Below are 19919 nucleotides of genomic sequence, written 5' to 3' on the forward strand. Positions count from 1 at the left end.
GAGACCCACGTCATGAACATATTCAAAATAATAGAGGAGATAGAGAAGTTCGACCCGGAAGTATACGGTCGTCTTGACTCAAGAAGAAGCGCTTTTAAAAACCTGGGCAGTTTAGGTAAGAAAACCGCTCTTGCCGCTATGCCACTGGCTTTAGGCTCGGTATTTCAGAAAGCATACGGGCAGGGCAACAGCATGGTGCTCGAAATACTAAACTTCGCCCTGAAGCTGGAGTACCTGGAGCGCAATTTTTATACCCAGGGCTTGGCTGCATCGGGCCTGATTACGGATAGCGCCGCGAGGGGGGCTTTTGAAAAGATACAGATGCACGAAGCCGCTCACGTAGACCTGCTCATCACCACCATCCAAAGCTTGAACGGTACACCCATCAGTGAACCGACTTTCAACTTTGGCAAGAACTTCGCGGACTGGAACACGAACTACCAGACTTTCCTGACGCTGGCGCAAGCCTTTGAAGACACAGGCGTGAGAGCCTACAAGGGGCAGGCCGCAAACCTGATAAACAACGACACGGTGCTGACGGTTGCCTTGCAGATACACTCGGTGGAGGCGCGCCATGCCGCACACGTAAGGCGCATGCGCAGCAACAAAGGCTGGATTGAAGGAGCCGGCGATAACAGCGATGTTCCGGCCGGTGCCCAGCCCGTTTATGCCGGAGAAAATAACGTGATGCAGGGAAGTATAAACGATGTAAAAACGGTAGGCGAAGGTTACTCCGCAGCCATTGCAACAGGCGCCTTTGATGAGCCGCTGACCAAAGAACAGGTGGCCCAGATTGTGTCGCTGTTTGAATAATTGATATCACTGAATTATAGTATGACTGCAGCCTGGTAGTCGAGAGAAGAGCTGCAATGCAGCTCTTCTCTAATTCTGATAAAGCCGCTAAACCTGGCCAAGCTGACGTAAGGCGTGTCCAAAGTATAAACACGCTACACCACCCTTAAACTTTTAAGTATGAAAATAAAGCCACACAAGGGGTGCTCCTTTTATAAATCTCATTCTTTATAAAAACCTTTTCCTGTAACTGAAGTTAGTGAGTATGATTCCGAAATATTCTTAATTTTGATAAACTCTTACCCAGGGTTATTCCTTAAACGGTTGCACCTCCTTGCCTGACAATACGATACAAAAGATAAACGAAGAAGCCCTGGTGGCCCGTTTACGTGCCAGCGACAACTCGGCAGTGTCTCTGCTATACGATATGTATAGCGCAACGCTGTACGGTGTGATCCTGCAGATTGTGAAGACAGAAGAGGTGGCGGAGGACGTATTGCAGGAGGCTTTCATTAAAATATGGAAGTCTTTTGATAAGTATGATGAGACAAAAGGCAGGCTGTTTACCTGGATGATAAACATCTGCCGAAACCTGGCCATCGATAAGATCCGCTCCAGAGAACACCGCATGAAGGTTTCATCCGACACAATTCCGGAAAAACATCGCCCGGAGTTTACACGCAGTGCTTTTAACCCGGATCATATTGGCGTTCGGGATGTTGTGGAGCAGCTGAGCCCGGATCAGAAAAAGATCATAGACTTGATGTATTTTGAAGGACTGACGCAGAGCGAGATTGCAAAAGAATATAACATTCCATTGGGTACAGTAAAAACCAGGGCGCGAAGTGCTGTTAAGCTTTTATCAAAATTATTTAAGGGAAGTGTCTAACGAAGAATACATGGCATCCGGCATCCTGGAGCTTTATGCCGCAGGTGGCCTCTCTCAGGCAGAGCGTGAGGAGGTGGAGCTGCGTGCTGCAAGCTCCCCTGAGATCCGCGCCGCACTGGATGAAGCCTGCGCGGCCATGGAGGCCTATGCCCACCTGCATGCAGTGTCTCCAAGACCTGAACTAAAGCAAAGGATACTGGCACAGGTACAGGATGAGGCAAAAACTGATGCTGCCGATGCACCCGGGAATGATACGGCTGTTCCGTTTCCTTTACCTGATCAAGAAGCGGAAAGCTCCCCATACAAATGGATGTTTGCGGCCAGCATCGTGCTGTTCCTGATTTCGGGCATGCTAAGCTATCATTTCTACACCAAGTGGCAGCAGGCAGAACAAAGGCTGGCCACAGCCATGGCCTCGGAGCAACTTCTGGCGCAGGATATGCAGCAAACCTCACTTAGAACGCAACGGCTAGAAGAGACACTAGCCATACTTCGTGACCCAAGCTACCAGCCTGTAAGACTGCAGGGCGTAGAGGCGCACCCAGACGCGAACATGATTGTGTACTGGAACGCACAGAAACAGGAAGTATACATAGACGAGCTTAAACTACCGGCTCCACCAGCAGGCAAGCAATACCAACTTTGGGCCTTGGACAACGGCAACCCGATTGATGCTGGTATGATTCCGCTAGCTGGTGCGGGTGCCGAACTACTCAGGATGAAACCAATTAAGGCTGCACAGGCTTTTGCTGTAACCATGGAACCCGTGGGGGGCAGTGTGAACCCGACGCTGGAGCAACTTATGGTGATGGGCAAAGTAAAATCCTAGAAACTACGGCCGGTCTCAAAAATGTTCCTGCCACACTTGTGCGTTAATAACCAAACACGCCTTTACCACTCCCCTGCTACTGATGAACAAATTCTTATCCAAAGAGCAAGCATCCATATTGCTTCGTGCCATCGAGGCGGAGAAAATTGCAGCTGTATATGAGCAGGAGAAACACCGGATTGCCTTGCCAGTCGAAAGCGGGAATGAGCAAGTATACTTTAGGCTGCCGTTAGTGATTCCTGCCCCCGGCACCAGCCAGCCTGACAAAAAAGAGCAGGTAAACTATGTGATCCTGCTGATTCAGTCGGGGAACTGCGCGATGGGATACTTTGAAAACGGCGTGAACCTGGACCACAAAGTTTTCCGCTCCTACATGGTCCGGAAGAAGCAGGGGAAAAGCCAGCTCAAGTACCTCAAGACCAAGGGCAAATCCAGGGCTGGCTCGCGCGTGCGATTGGGTGAAACAGTAGAGTTTTTTGAGAACATTAATGAGCGGCTGCAATCATACTTTGAGGATTACAGGGTAGACCGCATTGCCATCAGCTGCTCTAAAACCCTTATCCCCTACCTCTACAACTCCAAAACTGCCACGCCCTTCGATAAGCACGATCCGCGCCTGTATAAAATACCCAAGCACATCCACACGCCAATTTACGAGGTAATGCTGGACGCCAACCGCTTCCTGCTGCGGGGCGAGTTGATTTATGAGGAGGCACAGCAGGCTAAGGTAAACGAACTGCTGGCGCTGGCAGGGATTACAGATGTTGACGATGCACCCGAGGCGTATGATGGCGACACGGAGGAGGAAGGCTTTGATTTGTGGGATTGAAACCCACTCAAACCGCAGCGGTAGCAACAAACTAAATGGCCCCCTCCACCACTGTTTTATACTTATACACGCAATAGTTTTAACAAATTTCCCTGTTTTCAACCCGGAATAGTATACCTTATTATACCGGATTCGTGAAATTAGAGGAGTTACGACTATGAAAAAGCATTCTATTTATTCCTGCTTCCTTCTTTCAACCGTTTGGGTCTTTTCGCAGTGCTCTGAGGCAAGTACAGAAAACGACATGCAGAAAGCCGGCTTTGATTCAGCAGGTCAGCAAGGACCCGAGCAGTTAAAGAACGGAGGATACGCCAGCCAGATCGAGTTTGGGGAGCACCTGGTTTTAAGTATAGGTTGCCACGATTGCCACACACCTAAGATGGTGACCGAGAAGGGACTGGAGCCTGACTTCTCACGGGCGCTCTCGGGCCACCCCTCAAAAATGCCCCCACCAGACGTAGACCGTGCTGAACTCGAAAAGAAAGGATTGACGGCAAGCGATCATTTTACGGCATGGGTAGGCCCCTGGGGAATTTCTTATGCCGCTAACTTAACCTCCGATAAGACCGGCATCGGCACCTGGCAGGAGCAGAACTTCATCACCTCCATCCGGGAAGGAAAACACAAAGGAATTGCCACCGGACGCGATGTGCTGCCTCCAATGCCTTGGCCCATGTACAGAAACTTGACGGACGAAGAACTAAAGGCAATATTTGCCTACCTGAAATCTACAAAACCCATACAGAATACCGTTCCACCTCCTGAGCCACCCGTTTCAGCAGGCGTTCAGAAGTAGCGTTTATACTTCATATTAAACAATTGACTAGGCGCCAACAGTTACACGGCAGAGGCTTTTGTGTGCCGTTAACTGAACAATTGTCTTCTATTTCAGTATCTATAGCTGAACCAATACTTTAAATATGGATGCTCCTGAAGAGGTTCTTGATGAATCCGGAACTGTGCTGCCCAACCCGAAAGCACTTGTGCCCAAGGCACTGCAGGAAGTAAACGTGCTCTTTATAGGGCCTGTGGAAGATGGTTATTTCCAGCCTGTGCAGGACATGCTGCACACGCCGCCCCGCTGGGAAAAGGGAAACTACAGCATCACGGCGGGCAAATGGCCTGCTCCCGGCTCCACCGCAAACCTCATGGACCTCTCGCAGTATAACGGGTATGCCATCATGGTGATGGCTTCAGCCTGGGACAAGGAAGTGATCAGCCAGGCCAGGATATTCGGGGTACTGAACACCATGGCGAGCGATGTGATAGCTAAATTCGCATACGAGCACCAGCAGGGCAAAGAAGATGAAATTGCAGCTTACATCTCCGGTATCAGCAATTAGTATCCTTCTAAAGTATAAAATCAGTCTTTCTGTAGCTTAGGGCAGGCGCAAACCACCTCTCACTTCTCTCCCTGTATACTTTACCGCTTCTCTTTGCTGCCGCAATTGTTTATATTTACTAGCTATACCTGTATCTACCTCACCTTAAACAACAGAGAAGTATGAAACTACTGTTACCTGCTATACTTGTGGGTTCGCTCCTGCTCCAGAGTTGCTCCACCTCTACTGATTCCGCCGTCTTGGAGAGCAACACCCCTGCCCTGTCAGAATACTTTGATAGCTCCGGCAAAGATGATCAGCTGAGTGGTGGAGTTAAGATGGTAAAGATCAACACCCCTTCCGGAGAATTCGATGTCTGGACGAAGCGCGTGGGTTATAACCCCTCCATGAAGGTGCTGCTGCTGCACGGTGGCCCAGGCGGCACCCACGAAGGCTTTGAGTGCTTTGACAGTTACCTGCCTAAAGAGGGTATAGAGTATTATTATTATGACCAGTTAGGTTCTCATTACAGCGCCCAACCCAACGACACCAGCCTCTGGAACATACCCCGCTTTGTAGAAGAGGTCGAACAAGTGCGTAAAGCGCTGAACCTGGACAAAGACAATTTTTACCTGCTCGGCCATTCGTGGGGAGGCATACTGGCTATGGAGTACGCGCTTAAGCACCAGGATAAGCTTAAGGGCCTGATTATATCCAACATGATGTCGAGTATACCTGCTTACAACAAGTACCCTGATGAGGTGCTCGGCCCCCAGATGGACCCCAAGGTGCTGGCGGAGCTGAAGCAGATCGAGTCCGCAAACGACTTCTCCAACCCAAGGTATATGGAGTTGCTGATGCCGAATTTCTATACCAAGCACGCCTTGCGCATGCCGCTGGAGCAATGGCCTAACCCCGTTAACAGGATGTTCAGCCACATGAACCAGACGGTGTATGTACAGATGCAGGGGCCAAGTGAGTTCGGCATAAGAGGAAACGCCTCGCTGAAAAACTGGGACCGCTCCGGCGACCTGGATCTGATAAAAGTGCCGACCCTGACAATTGGCGGAGAGCACGACACCACGGATCCGGAACACATGAAATGGATGGCAGAACAACTACCGAACGGCAGCTATCTTTATTGCCCGGAGGGAAGCCACATGGCCATGTATGACGACCAGAAAACATACTTTGCGGGCTTTACCACGTTCATAAAAAAGGTAGATGCCGAAAGAACTGCAACAGGCAACCAGCAAGTACATGATTTGTAACTAACTCCAGCCCTAACCTCTCTAAAGAGGGACGGGAAAGGAATAAGCAGCACAGCCCGGGCAGAAAGAGTACTTATCCGGGCTGTGCTGCATCGGTTTACTGGTGATGCCTGCTGTTGTTTTTGGGGCAGGTGTCTATTCCTATCAAAGTATACAACGGGCAGAACCCTACCAGGCTGGTAAGCACAAACACACCAGCAAATACGAGCAGCAAAATGCCTACCGTGCCTGTTAAGGTGCCGGTAAAGTATAAAACTGCTATCAGCACCGCAATTATCAGCCTGATAACCCGGTCTGTACTTCCCATGTTCTTTTTCATGATCACTCAGATTATATCTTATTTTAAGATATTGTCGCAGGCTTTGGCATATTAAGTATACTTCTGCCTTTCTCTGATATAATTAAGCTCCTACAGGCTACAGAAAAGCTGTGACATTCATCATGCTTGCTGGTGTTAGAAGACTTTTAATTGCTCCCCAATACAAAAAATCCCTGGCCAGCAGAACTAGCCAGGGATTCTCATTTATCAATCAGCTTAACCTTATACTTTAGCTTGAGGTAGTCTCCTGCAATACCGCTACAGCTGGTCTCTTTCTAGCCTGGCTTGTCTTCGCAGGTCGAGCAGGTTGCCGTTTTCTGGCAGTGCCAGCATCGGGATCTTCAGTGTCTTGAGCAACTGGGATGTAACACTGCTATGAAATATTTTCTCCCAGAACATCCTGTTAAGTATGGTAAAGGCCAGCAGGCTGGTGTCGTTTGCCTGCACGTACTTGGTAATGCCCTCGGCCACATCTTTATTGGCTATCTCCATAAAATTCAGCTCAGCCTCCGGAAACTGCTTCACCAGGCTATCTTTAATGTACTCATCATCTATGTAGTCTGGCTGGCTCTCGCTCTTGATGTGCAGAAAGGTTATGGTAGCATTCAGCAGTTCTTTCAGGTTTAGCAGCTGCATGGTTGTTACCTGGTCGCCATTCTCAAAATCGGCAGCGTACACGATATGCTCTATCGGCCTAATGGCGGCACCCTCAGGTATAGCCAGCACCGGGCACAGGCCTTCTTTCGCAACGGACTCTGTGGTAGTGCCGAAAACCTTTTTCGTAAAGTTCTTTGCGCCACCGGTTCCCATTACCACCAGGGTAACCCCGAACTCTTCAACCGCCTTTACTATCTCGCCAACTGCTCCTCCTTCTCTCACAATATACCTGACCGGCACATCACTTCTGTTAATATTTGCCAGTATACCGTCTAACTTCTGTTGTGCCGTCCTTTTGTCTTCCTCCACCTTGCCACTGCCCAATCCAGGCAATATTGCTCCCTTTTCAGCGCTATGCATTACTACAATCTCTACCTGAGATCTGGACGCCAGGTCTAAGGCATACTCAAGAGCACGGAAAGAACTTTCAGAGAAATCAACTGGAACAAGTAAAGTCTTCATGGTTTTAAAGTTTAGTGTGGAAACAATGGGTAAACATTACTTACCGCTTCATTACGTAAACAAAACTACCTGATTAACAGCCTGATGCCAATAATGTTTATCATCTTAAAAATTGATCTTCGTCATCATTCGGCTGTAGCGAATGTATGAACTTTGTGTATGGCCTTTATTTCACCTTGGCCAATGCTTCAAATGATTATCAGACGATTGTAATGCTGTTTTTATACCTTCCTGAAGCAAACTAAAACAGGCTCAGGCTACATTTGGCGCTGTACAGTACAGGAAGGAAGACACGGCTATAATACCTGGTGACCAGGATGTGATAGGACCGATTTGTTTCATCAGGATTGTGCTCCTGCATGAAAATGCGCGTGAGTTCCACTCCAGTAACATAGTATAAATAAACAGTTTAATGCAAATTGAATTATAGCTTGATAAGCAAGCAACCCGTAATAGTATAAGGCTTTATTATCACAGGATATCTACCACGACCATGCGTGTTACCCAAGAAAAACCACTTAACAAAAGACCTCTGACGCTAGAAAAACAGTATCCATGGCATAGCCTGAAGGCTATAGAGGCACTGAACCTGTTGCAGGTTTCTGCAGACGAAGGCCTGAGCGATGAGGAAGTGGAGCTGCGAAGAGAGCAGTTTGGCCGTAACGTAATGACTCCCAAGAAACAGCAGAGCGCCTTTGTGCGGTTCCTGCTACAGTTTCACCAGCCACTGATCTACATTTTACTTGCAGCAACCTTAGTTACTATTCTGCTGGAAGAGTATGTAGATGCCATTGTAATCTTTGCGGTGGTGTTCATCAACGCCATTATTGGCTATGTGCAGGAGTCTAAGGCGCTGGAGGCGATAGATGCACTGGCCAATAGCATGACCGCTAGGGCCCAGGTGATCCGCAACGGCACAAAACAGAACATCGATGCGCAGGAGCTTGTGCCAGGCGATATCGTGTTGGTACAGTCCGGAGATAAGTTTCCGGCGGATGTGCGACTCGTGCGGACCCGTGATCTGAAAGTAGACGAATCCGCGCTGACGGGGGAGTCTGTAGCAGTGGAGAAAGAAGATACACCCGTAGCAGCAGATGACGTACTTGGCGACCGGCTTGGCATGGGCTTCTCGTCCACTGTGGTGACCTACGGGCAGGGCAAAGGAATTGTTACCGCCATCGGCGACCAGACAGAGGTTGGTAAGATACAGAAGTCTATTGCCGGTGCCCAGGACTTGGAAACACCGCTTACCATAAAAATAAAGGAGTTCAGCCGACTTTTGCTTTGGGTAATCCTAGGTCTTTCGGCAACAGTGTTTGTAGTAGAGTATATCCGCGGAGCAGGCCTCGGCGAGACCTTTATGGTAGCCGTGGCGCTCGCTGTAGGCGCCATTCCGGAGGGTTTGCCGGTGGCTGTTACCATCATGCTGGCACTGGGCGTGTCCAAAATGGCCAGGCGCAGGGCCATTATACGCAAACTGGTGGCCGTTGAGACCCTTGGCAGCACCAATATCATCTGCTCCGATAAGACCGGCACGCTCACCGAAAACCAGATGACGGTACAGCAGATAGTGGCAGGTGGTAAAACCTACACTGTTTCCGGACTCGGTTACCGCCCGGAAGGAGATATCCTAGCCGGGGAGCAAACAGTCAACCTATCTACCAATGCCGCGCTGGAGCAGTGCCTGAAGGCGGGTTTGCTTTGCAACGACAGTAGTGTAAAGGAGAAAGACGGGCAATGGCACATTGAGGGAGACCCTACGGAGGGAGCCCTGGTCGTGTCCGCTCAAAAAGCCCAACTGGAGGCCTGGAAGCTGGAGCAGGACCTGCCCCGCAAAGATAGCATTCCATTTGAATCTGAATACCAGTACATGGCCACGCTACACGGCGGCAACAGCCCGGTAATTTATATGAAAGGCTCTGTAGAGGCCATTCTGGAGCGTAGCGAGCAGGCGATGCTGCCAAACGGTGAAATGACCGGCTTGGATAAAGAAGCCATACATAAACATGTAGAACAAATGGCCAGCGAGGGTTTGCGTGTGCTGGCTTTTGCCATGGCCAGTGTACCGGCGGATATGGATGGCATCGATCATGTGAACACAAAGGCTGGTATGGTGTTTTTAGGTGTGCAGGGCATGATAGACCCACCGCGCAAGGAGGCAGTTGAAGCCGTGAAGCTATGCCAGCAAGCGGGTATAGGTGTAAAAATGATTACCGGCGACCACGCCGTTACCGCGGCGGCCATTGCCAGCCAGATCGGCCTGAAAGGGCGCCGGGAGAACGGGAAACTGGTTGCCATAACCGGCAAAGAGCTGCAGCAGATACAGGACAGAGATCTGGAGGATACGGCCGAGGAAGTGTCTGTTTTCGCGCGCGTGGCCCCCGACCAGAAACTGCGCCTGGTGAAAGCCCTGCAGGCCCGCGGGCATGTGGTGGCCATGACCGGCGACGGCGTGAACGACGGCCCGGCCCTGAAGCAGGCCAACATAGGCATAGCCATGGGCATTACCGGCACCGACGTAGCCAAAGACGCCTCTGATATGGTGCTGACCGACGACAACTTTTCCTCTATTGAAGGAGCTGTGGAGGAAGGCAGAGGGGTGTTCGACAACCTGACCAAGTTCATCGTCTGGACACTGCCCACCAACTTGGGAGAGGGGCTAGTTATACTTGCCGCGGTTATAGTTGGCTCTCAGCTGCCCGTGCTGCCTGTGCAGCTACTATGGATAAACATGACCACAGCCGTGCTGCTTGGCCTTACTTTGGCTTTCGAGCCTAAAGAACCTGGAATCATGGACCGCCCGCCACGCCCTTCAGATGAACCTATACTTACCTATGACCTTATTATGCGTACCTTACTGGTGGGCACCATTCTGCTGATCACATCATTCGGTTTATACTTGTATGAGGTGGAGCAGGGTGCTACAACAGCTGAGGCACAGACGGTAGCTACTACCGTTTTCGTGGTTCTGGAGGCGTTCTACCTATTAAGCTGTCGCTCACTTGTACGGCCTATGCAGGAGATCGGTTTCTTCACGAACTTGTGGGTCTATTATGGTATTGCCGCTATGTTTTTCTTCCAGGCATTGTTCGTCTACACCCCATTCATGAATACCCTCTTTAGTTCAAGCCCGCTGGATGCCATGCAGGTGCTGCGCATTTTTGGAGCTGGTGTGCTGCTGCTTATTATTGTATCCATAGAGAAGTATATCCGGTTTAAGGTTGACCGCCGGAAAAAGGCAATTGCAAGGGAGATGCCTAATCTTTCCTGATTTTAACGTATAAAAAAGGCCATCAGATGCTGTAATGCGTCTGATGGCCTTTTTTAGCCGCCTGCCAAAGTCAGTCCCCGGCAGCACATCCAAAGCAAAAGAAGCCTTAGCGTTTCAAATGCACCCGATCGGCAGGCTCGGTGCGCCGGGGGAGGTGGCAGAGCTATTAGCATGGCTCAGTTCTGAGAAAGCCTCTTTTGTTACTGGTGCCTACTATGCCGTAGATGGTGCCTATCTGGCGCAGTAAAGTAGGACTAGGTACTACCTCTAAGGCAGCTTGGGCAAGGAATGGTGGCTTGTCTAGGCAGTTTTATACTTGTCTATTGGTGATGCCTGCTGCTGGTTTTAGGGCAGGTGTCTATTCCTATCAAAGTATACAACGGGCAAAAGCCTACCAGGCTGGTAAGTACAAACACACCAGCAAATACGAGCAGCAAAATGCCTACCGTGCCTGTTAAGGTGCCGGTAAAGTATAAAACAGCCACCAGTACCGCTAGTATCAGCCTGATAATGCGGTCTGTATTTCCCATGTTCTTTTTCATGATCACTCAGATTAAATTGTTTTTATTCTCTGTTTCAGGCTACTGCCGCCGCCATAGCGGCCGGTTCTGTACGTGCCCCTTCAGAATATAAATGTACGTGTTTCGGCCCTTCAAAAGCAGTGACCTTCATCACCTTTCTGAATGATGCTGGGTGATATATGTCTTCATTGGTGATAGTATAGGCCTCGGAGCCTTTAATGCCGGATGATGCGGCCGTCCTCCATCTCAATAATGCGGCCGCTACGCTCGGCAAAGCTTTGGTCGTGGGTAACGATGAGCAGGGTATGGTTATGCACATCTGTAAGCTCTTTGAAGATCTCGAACACCAGCTCTGAGTTGTGCGAGTCCAGGTTACCGGTGGGTTCATCGCCCATCAGGATAAGCGGATCGTTGATAAGGGCACGGGCAATAGCCACGCGCTGTTTCTCCCCTCCTGATATCCTGTAAGCCATTTTGTCGGCCAGATGGCCGATGCCAAGCATTTTCAGGCGCTCCATGGCGCGGTGCTCCACCTCTTGCTCGCTATACTTTCCCAGCTTCATTCCGGGCAACATTACGTTGCGCAGTACGGTAAACTCGTTGAGCAGGTAGTGGAACTGAAACACAAAGCCGATCTTCTCATTGCGGATGCGCGCCAGTTCCAGGTCTGTCCTTCCCGTCATGCGCTCATTGTCTATCAGCAGTTCGCCGTCATAATCGGTATCCATAGTAGACAGGATGTAGAGCAGGGTAGACTTCCCGCAGCCCGACTTCCCGATCACAGACACGAATTCACCGCCCCTCACTGAAAAGGTTATATCGCTGAGCACCTGCACCGTTACAGGGTCGTGAAACTCTTTGTTAATGTGCCTTGCCTCAAGTACAACGTTATGCATGAGCTGCCTCTATTAAGTGTTGCAAAGTATAAATCCCCCCGGCTTCCTTTATTTTCCTCTGATGATCTCCACCGGATCAACCTTGCTGGCTTTTCGGGCCGGGAAAAAACCGGCAAAGTAGGTAGTGATCAGGGAAAAGGAGCTGCCTATGAAGTAAAAGAAGGGATCATAGTTTACCGGGTAAGTTTCGATGGTCGGAAGCGCAGCGGTTTTGAACGGGATGTTATCGATGACAACAGAGAAGACAAATCCGAAAATAAGCCCCACGGAGCCCCCGAAAAAGCCAATGCTTAGGGCGATCAGCAGGAAGATGAGGTTTACGTCTCTGCCCGAAAAGCCGGTGGCTTTTAATATGGCAATGGAATCCATCTTCTCATAGATCATCATGTTCAGGATATTGAAAATGCCAAAACCGGATACAATGAGCAGCACAATGCCTACGGAGAATGAAATGAGCGAGCGCACGGTGGAGCCCGTCTCAAACTGAGCGTTTGCGGTCTGAATGTCTTCGGCATCTACCTCAAACTTCTCCCTGTACTCTGCTGCCACGGCTGGGGCTATGTCCAGGTCATGCAGCTTTACCTGGATATCAGTGATGTAGTTGGCCGGCTTGCCCAATAGCTTTTGCGTGGTGTTGATGGAGGCATAGCTTTGCACCTTATCTATATCCTGTATCCCAGACTGAAAATAGCCTACCACCTTTAGTGAAAAACGCTCGCCCTCCGGAGTGGTTACCTGCACCACATCGCCAATGTCGGCCACCAGGATGTCGGCCAGCCCCTTGCCAAGTATAATGCTGTTGGCCACATGCTTCACATCGATGGCTGTTCCGGCCGTAACGTAGTCCTGAAAGTTAAAAAGCCGCATCTCCTCCTCCACATCTATACCGCTGATGGTGCCGGATATATCGATGGTACCCTCGTTGAAGAAAACCTGCGTGTTCAGCTTGGGGGCCACCCCCAGCACACGCTCGTCGTTCCTGACCGCCTGTATGATGGGTTCGCTGTTGTATACCTCCTGCCGCGAAATGCCAGACTTTACGGAGCTGATGAAATTATAGGAGTCCTTGAACTCAGAGGCGACATTTACAGGCTGGTTCTCACTGGGCTTTATCTCGTTGTAGAGGCGCACATGCGGGGTGCGGTTAAGTATAAGCCCATCCAGCATGTCGTTCAGGCCGTTCATAAAGCCTAACAAGGTAATGAACATGGCAATGCTGAACGTAACGCCCACCGCAGCCACCAGTGTTTGGCGCCAGCGGGCCAGCAGCAGCGACTTCGCTATCCCGAATGTGAGTCTCGTGTTCATCGGTCCGGTTTCAGCAGCACATCCTCCTTCGTAACCCCCTTCAAAATCTCCACCTTCTGATAATCCATCAGACCGGTTTTAACTGGCACCTCCTCTTTCTCCTCCGTCATCACATAAGCGCCGTCTATCAGGTACTCGCGCGGAATGGTAAGGGCATCTTTTTTAGTTTGTATGATGATATTGGCCTCGGTGGTGAGGTTGGGGTACAGCGCAGGCGGAGCGGTTACGAAGCTGGCCTCTACGGTAAAGGATCGGGTGCGCTCGTTCATGGCCGGGTTCACTTTGTATACCTTGCCCTCGAACACCTGACCTTTGTAACTGTCGAGGTTCAGCAGCACCCTCTGGCCCGGCTTTACGCGTGCAATGTCGTACTCATCCACCTGCAGCTCCAATATAAACTCATCCGCATCGCCAATTACGGCCACCGGCGTCTGGGGACTCACCAGCTCACCCTGCTCCCGCAGCACATCGTATACTTTGCCGCTGGTCTCGCTTTTCACGGTATAGTCCCCCGACATGGTTTCGCTGATCTGGAGGTTCTTCTGTGATTGCCGCGCAGCAAAGTCGAGTTGTTTTTTGAGGTCGTTGTAGCGAAGTACAGCCGATTTGTAAGCTGTGACGGAGTTTTTATAGTTCAGCTCCCGCTGCTCCAGCTCTACACGGGTACCTATTTTGTTTGCCCACAGGTTGCGCTGCCGCTCCAGCAAAAGCGAGTCATTCTGCTTTTTGCTACGGGCCAGGTCTATGGTTTCCTGCAGTTCGTTCAGCTTCTCGGTATTGGCACTTACACGGTTATACTCAGCAGCAATCCGTGCATTCTCGGTGCTCAGGCGGGCTGCCTCATTATCCAGTTTCATAAGCGGCTCCCCCTTCTTCACCACATCGCCTTCGGTAACCATAATCTGCTCGATAACCCCGCTCACCGTCGGGAAAACCTGGTACTGGTTACGGCTCTTCACCACCCCCGAAGCATAAACAGCCTCCGTGATATCCTCTACTGCTGGCTGTATCTTTTCTTGCTTACCGGAGCAGGAGGCAAGTACAAGCAGGATCAGGGCGATGAGAAAGTATGGCTTCATGTGGTTCATAGTTTTTCTGGAGCGGCTGTCTGGCTCAGGACATGTATCGACTTTCAAATGTAGCAGATTAGGAATACGATTTCATAAAACTCTATGATTTTTAAAGTATAAACTCATGGCACTAGCATAACAGCCCGCCGGGTTTGCCCGTTCCTAGAACCCGGCTGCGGCATCATCGCCACGCGGGTCTGCACCGCCTTCCAGCCTGCCATCCGGCAGCACCAGAATGCCTGCCGCACGGCCTATCCCACCTGGTTTAGGTGCTAGCCTGTGGCCTTTCCACCACAGCCCCAACCCGTCTAACGCCCCCAAAGCGCCCCATTCCGACAGTATCCAATCCGGCTTCCACTGATGATGAAAACGACCCGCGTTTATGGCCGCCTGCATTGGAAAGCCATGCACCGTAACGTTCAGGATGATCTGGTAAACCGTTGTGATGATGGTGGAGCCGCCCATACTTCCGACCACCATGAACAGCTCGCCGTTTTTCTCCAGGATGGTGGGCGTCATGGAGCTGAGCATGCGTTTTCCGGGGGCAATGGCATTGGCCTCGCCGCCTACCAGGCCATAGCTGTTCGGGAAGCCCGCCTTCACGCTAAAATCATCCATTTCATTGTTCAGCAGAAACCCTGCGCCCGCCACAAACACCTTAGACCCGAAGCTGCTGTTAAGGGTGGTGGTAACAGAAACCGCGTTCCCTTGTGCATCTACTATAGAATAGTGCGTGGTATTGGGGCTTTCAGGTGGGGCGGGCGCACCTGCGGCCACCAAATCGCTGTCAGTTGCTTTGCCTGGATCAAACCCCTTCATCCTCCTTTGTATGTACGCAGGCGCTAACAGCCCCTCTACCGGAACCCGGTAAAAATCGGGGTCACCGAGATGCTTTGCACGGTCAGCATACACCCTTCGCTCCGCCTCTACCATCAGGTGCGCCGACTTAACTGAGTTCCAGCCCCAGTCCTGCAGCGGATAAGCCTCTGAAATAGTAAGCAGCTGTATAAGCGCGATGCCCCCGCTGGATGGAGGTGGCATGGAGATGATGCGGTAGCCGTTGGCCTGCCCTGTGAGCGGTTTGCGCCATACCGAAGTATAATCGGCAAGGTCCTCCTTGGTTATAATCCCCCCGCCCCGCTTCATTTCGGCCACCAGCAAATCTGCTGTTCTTCCTTCGTAAAACCCGGCCCTGCCCTTATCCCGGATCAGTTCTAAGGTACGGGCCAGGTCCTGCAGCTGCACGGTATCGCCTTCGCTCCAGTGCGGCTTAAGGATAAATTCGGGCCTCCTGGTGCTGTACCTGATAAACTCCAGGCGCTGTTCGTTTAGCTTTTCCGCCTCTTTGCTGGTGAGCGTAAACCCGTTAGCAGCCAGCGCAACGGCTGGTTGCACCAGTTCCTGCCAAGGCATGCTGCCATATTTTTCGTGCAGCTGCACCATGCCATCTATGGTGCCCGGCACACCTGCTGCCAGATGCCCTTTCAGGCTCAGGTCCTCTACCACTTCTTTCTGCTCGTTCAGGAACATATCCGGGTGTGCCGCGGCAGGTGCTTTCTCGCGATAATCCAAGGCATCCAGCATGCCATCGTGCTGCCGCAGCACCAGGAAGCCCCCACCGCCAACGTTACCTGCATCAGGGTATACCACGGCAAGGGCAAACTGCACTGCTATGGCTGCATCCATGGCATTGCCGCCCTGCCGGAGTATTTCTGCCCCAACTGCGGAGGCAAGCGGATGTGCCGACACAACCATGGCCTGTTCCGTTACAAGCCCCCGCTCCTGCAAGTCCCTGTCTGCACAGCCGGCCGCCGTAACTAGAAGTATAAAAATAAAAGAGAGTCTTCTAATAAGCACAAGTATAAATTTCTATGTATAGGTTCTGATGTAGTCTTTACCCTTCAGCGGCGCTCCGGGTTTAAGATGAGGTATGGTAATGCGGTGCAGGCAGGTATAACCGGCAGCGACTCATTTACCGGCTATCATAACTGATTCCGCTGATTGACGTTTTTATCTTAACATCATTTTATGCGCATTATGCCGTTTAAACATCCGCCGAAACTATATAACACCCACGGAGAGATACGCAAAGTGGGTTATGAGCTGGAGTATGCCAAGGTACGCATTGAGGAAGCTGTACAACTAATACAGGAGCTTTTCGGGGGCAGGGTACAACAGGAGAGCCGATTTAAGCGCACCGTACAGGATACGGAACTGGGTGACTTTACAGTGGAGTTTGACCTGACGCTGCTATCCGAGAAGCGCTATAAAAAAGCTTTTGAGGCACTAAACATACACCTGGAGGATGTGCACCTTGGAAACGGCACCCTGGAGACGGAGGTAGAAACGGCGCTGGAAAGTGTCGTGTCGAAGGTGTTTCCCTACGAGATTGCCTGTCCGCCCATACCTTGCACACAGTTGGCCCCGCTCGAAAAGCTGCGGGAGGCGCTTTACCGGAATAACGCCGAAGGCACAAACTCTTTCCCTACAAACGCCTTTGGCACGCACATAAACGTAAAGGTTCCGGATACTTCTACCACCACGCTTCTGGCCTACCTCAGGTCTTTCCTGTTGCTGTACCCCTGGCTGCTGGAGGCAGGCAAAACAGACCTGGCCCGTAAAATTAGCCCGTTTATAGACCCCTACCCCGCTGCCTACGCCGAGTTGGTCCTGGCCCCGGCGTATAAGCCTGCACTGGAACAATTTATACTTGATTACCATACCCACAACCCTGACCGCAACCGGCCGCTGGACCTTTTCCCACTGTTTGCCTATCTGAGAAAAGACCTGCCGGCTCAGTTCACCGGGCTGGGCAAGGTAAAGGCCAGGGATGCGTTTCATTACAGGTTGCCAAACAGCTCCATCGCGCAACCAGACTGGACGCTGGCACAGGAATGGAATAACTGGGTAAGGGTGGAGGAACTGGCAAACGACCCTGCTAAGATCACTGATCTGAGTCTGGAGTATCTGTCCCTGAAAAAGAATACCTTCATCGGGTTTGAAACCAGGTGGGTGAAAAGAACGCTAGCGTGGCTAACCTGAAAAGACAAAATAAGATAAACCGCGACAGGCCCACCATCGGTGTTACCGGGCCTGATAAAGGAGGCGAGGCTGCCTGGCTCTTCACCGCCCTTTCTGTCTGGCTGGCCGGTGGCAAACCCGTGCGCATCACCCCCTCCTGGCCCCGCACCGCCGACGGACTACAGGGGCTGATTATCGGGGGAGGCGCGGATGTGGACCCCAGCACCTATGAGCAGGAGCACGTTTTGGATGACTACCTGCAGCGCACCCTGAAGCAACCTGACAAAAACATTTTCCAACGATTAGGACGTTTTGCCCGCTGGCTATACTTTCCGGCCCTGTTCTTTGTCCGGAAGCTCCTGAGCCGAAAACTAACCTTTGGCCTCGACCCCGCCCGTGACCATCTGGAGCTGCAGCTGCTGGACCAGGCAGCCAGAAAAGACCTTCCTGTGGTGGGCATTTGCCGCGGCGCACAACTGATGAACGTATACTTCAGGGGCACGCTCTACCAAAGCATCCACTCGTTTTACACCGAAGCGCCCAACCCAGCCAGCGTCTTTCCGGTGAAGGCTGTACGTATTAAACCGGGCAGCAAACTGGCGCAGGTGCTGGGCACACAGCAACTACAGGTAAACGCGCTCCACAAGCAGGCTGTAAAAACCCCGGGAGATGCCATCGCTATCGTGGCCCGGGAGCCTAACCTGGTGGTGCAGGCCATCGAGCACACCGGGCAGCGGTTTATGCTGGGGGTGCAGTGGCACCCGGAGTACCTGCCGCAGTACAAAACCCACCGCCGCTTATTTAAGGCCCTTGTGCAGCAGGCAAGGGAGGTGCAGCAGCAGATTGAGGAAAACGATATGCAGCAGGCTTTAGCCCGACCAGAAGCAGATGTACAGAAAATGATAGAAGAACGGACGGAAAGCGAATAGGCTACAAACCGCTTCGCGCTGGCAGTTATACTTCCCGAACCTTATCCAGAGCCAAAGCATTGCGTACCATCATCAGAACTACGGCTATACTTCTAACGCTATACCTGCTACTCATGAGCCTTGGATTCTTTCAACAGGAAAGCCTGATTTTCTTCCCGGATAAACTGCCGCAGGACCACCGGTTTGCTTTTGACCAGGAATTTGAGGAAGTGTTTATACCTGCCGGCGACGGCGCTACGCTGCATGGGCTCCTGTTTAAGGCTGCAAACCCAAAAGGGCTGGTGTTTTACCTCCATGGCAATGCCGGCTCTGTAGACTCTTGGGGGGGTATAGCGGAAACCTACACCAGCCTGAACTACAGCATTTTTATACTTGACTACCGGGGCTTTGGCAAGAGCGAGGGCAAGATCAGCAGCGAAGCGCAGTTTTATGCGGATGCACAGACTGCCTACACCCACCTGAGAACAAAGTATGAGGAAAGCCAGCTGATAGTTGCGGGCTACTCAATTGGAACAGCAGCTGCGGCCAAATTAGCCGCTGACAACACCCCACTACTGCTGATTTTGCAGGCCCCATACTATAGCCTCGGCGATTTGATGCAGAGCCTCTACCCTTTAGTGCCCACTTTTCTGCTCAAGTATAAATTCGAGACATTCCGATTTGTGGAGCAGGTGAAGGCACCCGTTATACTTTTTCACGGCGATCAGGATGAAATCATTTATCCCGGCTCTTCCCAAAAACTGCAGCCCCACCTCAAGCCAACGGATAAGGCAATCTTCTTGAAAGGGATAGGCCATAACGGCATGAACGAGAACAGGGAGTACCAACGGGAGTTGGCAAAGGTGCTGGCGAGCATAGGGAAATGACCTGTCGGCTACCTTAAAGTATACGTCAGGTTAAAACGATACCTTACCTGCGATACGTTTCTGCTTCGGTAACTGGTTTTCTGTGCCTGGCAGCGTCTACACTCCAGATGCCGGAGCCGCGGGCAGCCATGTACAGGAACAGGAAACAGTAAAGCACAGCTAGTTCCCCTTTGTTGAGGATGGGCCACAGGGCCTGCGAGGCATGGGCCACAAAGTATGCCACCGCCATCTCGCCGCTGGCTATAAAAGCGGCCCAACTGGCCAGAAAGCCAAAGGCTATCATAAGGCCACCCACAAACTCGATGATGCCAGCCAAGCCCATCAGCGAAGCCAGTTCTACGGTATCGCCCGCTCCGGGCCAGCCAAACAGCTTTTGGGTGCCATGCATGGCAAACATCAAACCTGCCACCACGCGCAGAATGGCATATAGCTGCGAACTGTACGAACCCAAAAATCTTTCCATAGTCTTAAAGTAGGTTTAACAAGAAGTTTACACTTTACCAACAAACTGTTTAACAACAACTTACACCATTAACGCACCCTCCCACTTTAAAGTTAAGCAGGGCTATATTTTTAAACTTGGAGTTTTTTTAAGGATCGCAAGGCTATACCCCAAGTATGGCCTGGGCAAAAGCTGAATCCGTAAACACATGTAAACACAAGCCCC

The 19919-nt window shown here is 51.3% G+C and carries 20 protein-coding genes; 12 read left to right on the plus strand and 8 right to left on the minus strand.

The genetic code is table 11. The features are described from left to right. Positions 1–12 precede the first annotated feature (12 nt). From OO017_RS13265 to OO017_RS13295, 7 genes are all read left to right on the plus strand, one after another. On the plus strand, positions 13–813 hold the full coding sequence (locus OO017_RS13265; protein ID WP_266052984.1) for a ferritin-like domain-containing protein: 801 nt from the start codon (positions 13–15) through the stop codon (positions 811–813). A gap of 313 nt (positions 814–1126) precedes the next feature. Continuing rightward, entirely contained in the window at positions 1127–1681 is a 555-nt protein-coding gene (locus tag OO017_RS13270; RefSeq protein ID WP_266052985.1) for an RNA polymerase sigma factor, read from the plus strand. Then, a complete protein-coding gene (locus tag OO017_RS13275; protein ID WP_266052986.1) occupies positions 1674–2510 on the plus strand; it encodes an anti-sigma factor in 837 nt (278 codons plus the stop codon). The genes OO017_RS13270 and OO017_RS13275 overlap by 8 nt, the downstream gene beginning before the upstream one ends. 82 nt (positions 2511–2592) lie before the next feature. Beyond that, a complete protein-coding gene (locus OO017_RS13280) occupies positions 2593–3339 on the plus strand; it encodes a VLRF1 family release factor (RefSeq protein WP_266052987.1) in 747 nt (248 codons plus the stop codon). 157 nt (positions 3340–3496) lie between these two features. After that, positions 3497–4135 carry a c-type cytochrome gene (locus tag OO017_RS13285; RefSeq protein ID WP_266052988.1) on the plus strand — a complete coding sequence of 213 codons (639 nt, stop codon included), beginning with the start codon at positions 3497–3499 and terminating at the stop codon, positions 4133–4135. A 124-nt stretch (positions 4136–4259) separates the two neighbouring features. Next, positions 4260–4682 (plus strand): hypothetical protein, encoded by a 423-nt coding sequence (locus OO017_RS13290; protein ID WP_266052989.1) that lies wholly within the window; start codon positions 4260–4262, stop codon positions 4680–4682. Between the two features lie 161 nt (positions 4683–4843). Then, positions 4844–5932 (plus strand): proline iminopeptidase-family hydrolase, encoded by a 1089-nt coding sequence (locus tag OO017_RS13295; RefSeq protein WP_266052990.1) that lies wholly within the window; start codon positions 4844–4846, stop codon positions 5930–5932. Positions 5933–6029: 97 nt separating this feature from the next. Here OO017_RS13295 and OO017_RS13300 read toward each other — a convergent pair whose 3' ends face one another. Both OO017_RS13300 and OO017_RS13305 read right to left on the minus strand, forming a co-directional pair. After that, a complete protein-coding gene (locus OO017_RS13300) occupies positions 6030–6251 on the minus strand; it encodes a YgaP family membrane protein (protein WP_266052991.1) in 222 nt (73 codons plus the stop codon). A 258-nt stretch (positions 6252–6509) separates the two neighbouring features. Beyond that, positions 6510–7370 carry a universal stress protein gene (locus tag OO017_RS13305; RefSeq protein ID WP_266052992.1) on the minus strand — a complete coding sequence of 287 codons (861 nt, stop codon included), beginning with the start codon at positions 7368–7370 and terminating at the stop codon, positions 6510–6512. Between the two features lie 493 nt (positions 7371–7863). Between OO017_RS13305 and OO017_RS13310 the strand changes: the two genes are divergently transcribed. Then, positions 7864–10641, plus strand: coding sequence for a cation-transporting P-type ATPase (locus OO017_RS13310; RefSeq protein WP_266052993.1), 2778 nt, complete (start codon positions 7864–7866; stop codon positions 10639–10641). Positions 10642–10684: 43 nt separating this feature from the next. Then, on the plus strand, positions 10685–10888 hold the full coding sequence (locus OO017_RS13315; protein WP_439651313.1) for an SDR family oxidoreductase: 204 nt from the start codon (positions 10685–10687) through the stop codon (positions 10886–10888). A 73-nt stretch (positions 10889–10961) separates the two neighbouring features. Here the strand turns inward: OO017_RS13315 and OO017_RS13320 are convergent, their stop codons facing one another. The 5 genes from OO017_RS13320 to ggt form a co-directional block, all read right to left on the minus strand. Next, the gene (locus OO017_RS13320) at positions 10962–11183 is read right to left on the minus strand and encodes a YgaP family membrane protein (RefSeq protein ID WP_266052994.1); all 222 of its coding nucleotides are present in this window, start codon (positions 11181–11183) and stop codon (positions 10962–10964) included. A 194-nt stretch (positions 11184–11377) separates the two neighbouring features. Beyond that, complete coding sequence (locus tag OO017_RS13325; protein ID WP_266052995.1) at positions 11378–12058, minus strand: ABC transporter ATP-binding protein; 681 nt, start codon at positions 12056–12058, stop codon at positions 11378–11380. Positions 12059–12106: 48 nt separating this feature from the next. Continuing rightward, positions 12107–13366, minus strand: a complete 1260-nt coding sequence (locus OO017_RS13330) for an ABC transporter permease (protein WP_266052996.1) — start codon at positions 13364–13366, stop codon at positions 12107–12109. After that, positions 13363–14454: an efflux RND transporter periplasmic adaptor subunit gene (locus OO017_RS13335; protein ID WP_266052997.1), complete on the minus strand. Its 1092-nt coding sequence runs from the start codon at positions 14452–14454 to the stop codon at positions 13363–13365. Before OO017_RS13335 ends, OO017_RS13330 begins: the two co-directional genes overlap by 4 nt. A 144-nt stretch (positions 14455–14598) precedes the next feature. After that, entirely contained in the window at positions 14599–16293 is a 1695-nt protein-coding gene (ggt, locus tag OO017_RS13340) for a gamma-glutamyltransferase (RefSeq protein ID WP_266052998.1), read from the minus strand. Between the two features lie 171 nt (positions 16294–16464). Between ggt and OO017_RS13345 the strand changes: the two genes are divergently transcribed. Genes OO017_RS13345 through OO017_RS13355 form a run of 3 tightly spaced genes read left to right on the plus strand, consistent with a single transcriptional unit; the run spans position 16465 to position 19252 of the window. After that, positions 16465–17478, plus strand: a complete 1014-nt coding sequence (locus tag OO017_RS13345) for an amidoligase family protein (RefSeq protein ID WP_266052999.1) — start codon at positions 16465–16467, stop codon at positions 17476–17478. Continuing rightward, entirely contained in the window at positions 17445–18386 is a 942-nt protein-coding gene (locus OO017_RS13350; RefSeq protein ID WP_266053000.1) for a gamma-glutamyl-gamma-aminobutyrate hydrolase family protein, read from the plus strand. Before OO017_RS13345 ends, OO017_RS13350 begins: the two co-directional genes overlap by 34 nt. A gap of 59 nt (positions 18387–18445) precedes the next feature. Further along, positions 18446–19252 (plus strand): alpha/beta hydrolase, encoded by an 807-nt coding sequence (locus OO017_RS13355; protein ID WP_266053001.1) that lies wholly within the window; start codon positions 18446–18448, stop codon positions 19250–19252. Between the two features lie 43 nt (positions 19253–19295). Here OO017_RS13355 and OO017_RS13360 read toward each other — a convergent pair whose 3' ends face one another. Then, on the minus strand, positions 19296–19715 hold the full coding sequence (locus OO017_RS13360) for a DoxX family protein (RefSeq protein ID WP_266053002.1): 420 nt from the start codon (positions 19713–19715) through the stop codon (positions 19296–19298). Positions 19716–19919 lie beyond the last annotated feature (204 nt).

The sequence above is a fragment of the Pontibacter anaerobius genome (assembly GCF_026241195.1).
Classification (GTDB): domain Bacteria; phylum Bacteroidota; class Bacteroidia; order Cytophagales; family Hymenobacteraceae; genus Pontibacter; species Pontibacter anaerobius.

Coding starts and splice junctions, on each gene's coding strand:
- OO017_RS13265 (WP_266052984.1), top strand. CDS start 13: ATGAACATATTCAAAATAATAGAGGAGATAGAGAAGTTCGACCCGGAA.
- OO017_RS13280 (WP_266052987.1), top strand. CDS start 2,593: ATGAACAAATTCTTATCCAAAGAGCAAGCATCCATATTGCTTCGTGCC.
- OO017_RS13285 (WP_266052988.1), top strand. CDS start 3,497: ATGAAAAAGCATTCTATTTATTCCTGCTTCCTTCTTTCAACCGTTTGG.
- OO017_RS13290 (WP_266052989.1), top strand. CDS start 4,260: ATGGATGCTCCTGAAGAGGTTCTTGATGAATCCGGAACTGTGCTGCCC.
- OO017_RS13295 (WP_266052990.1), top strand. CDS start 4,844: ATGAAACTACTGTTACCTGCTATACTTGTGGGTTCGCTCCTGCTCCAG.
- OO017_RS13300 (WP_266052991.1), bottom strand. CDS start 6,251: ATGAAAAAGAACATGGGAAGTACAGACCGGGTTATCAGGCTGATAATT.
- OO017_RS13305 (WP_266052992.1), bottom strand. CDS start 7,370: ATGAAGACTTTACTTGTTCCAGTTGATTTCTCTGAAAGTTCTTTCCGT.
- OO017_RS13310 (WP_266052993.1), top strand. CDS start 7,864: ATGCGTGTTACCCAAGAAAAACCACTTAACAAAAGACCTCTGACGCTA.
- OO017_RS13315 (WP_439651313.1), top strand. CDS start 10,685: ATGGCCTTTTTTAGCCGCCTGCCAAAGTCAGTCCCCGGCAGCACATCC.
- OO017_RS13320 (WP_266052994.1), bottom strand. CDS start 11,183: ATGAAAAAGAACATGGGAAATACAGACCGCATTATCAGGCTGATACTA.
- OO017_RS13325 (WP_266052995.1), bottom strand. CDS start 12,058: ATGCATAACGTTGTACTTGAGGCAAGGCACATTAACAAAGAGTTTCAC.
- OO017_RS13330 (WP_266052996.1), bottom strand. CDS start 13,366: ATGAACACGAGACTCACATTCGGGATAGCGAAGTCGCTGCTGCTGGCC.
- OO017_RS13335 (WP_266052997.1), bottom strand. CDS start 14,454: ATGAACCACATGAAGCCATACTTTCTCATCGCCCTGATCCTGCTTGTA.
- OO017_RS13345 (WP_266052999.1), top strand. CDS start 16,465: ATGCGCATTATGCCGTTTAAACATCCGCCGAAACTATATAACACCCAC.
- OO017_RS13360 (WP_266053002.1), bottom strand. CDS start 19,715: ATGGAAAGATTTTTGGGTTCGTACAGTTCGCAGCTATATGCCATTCTG.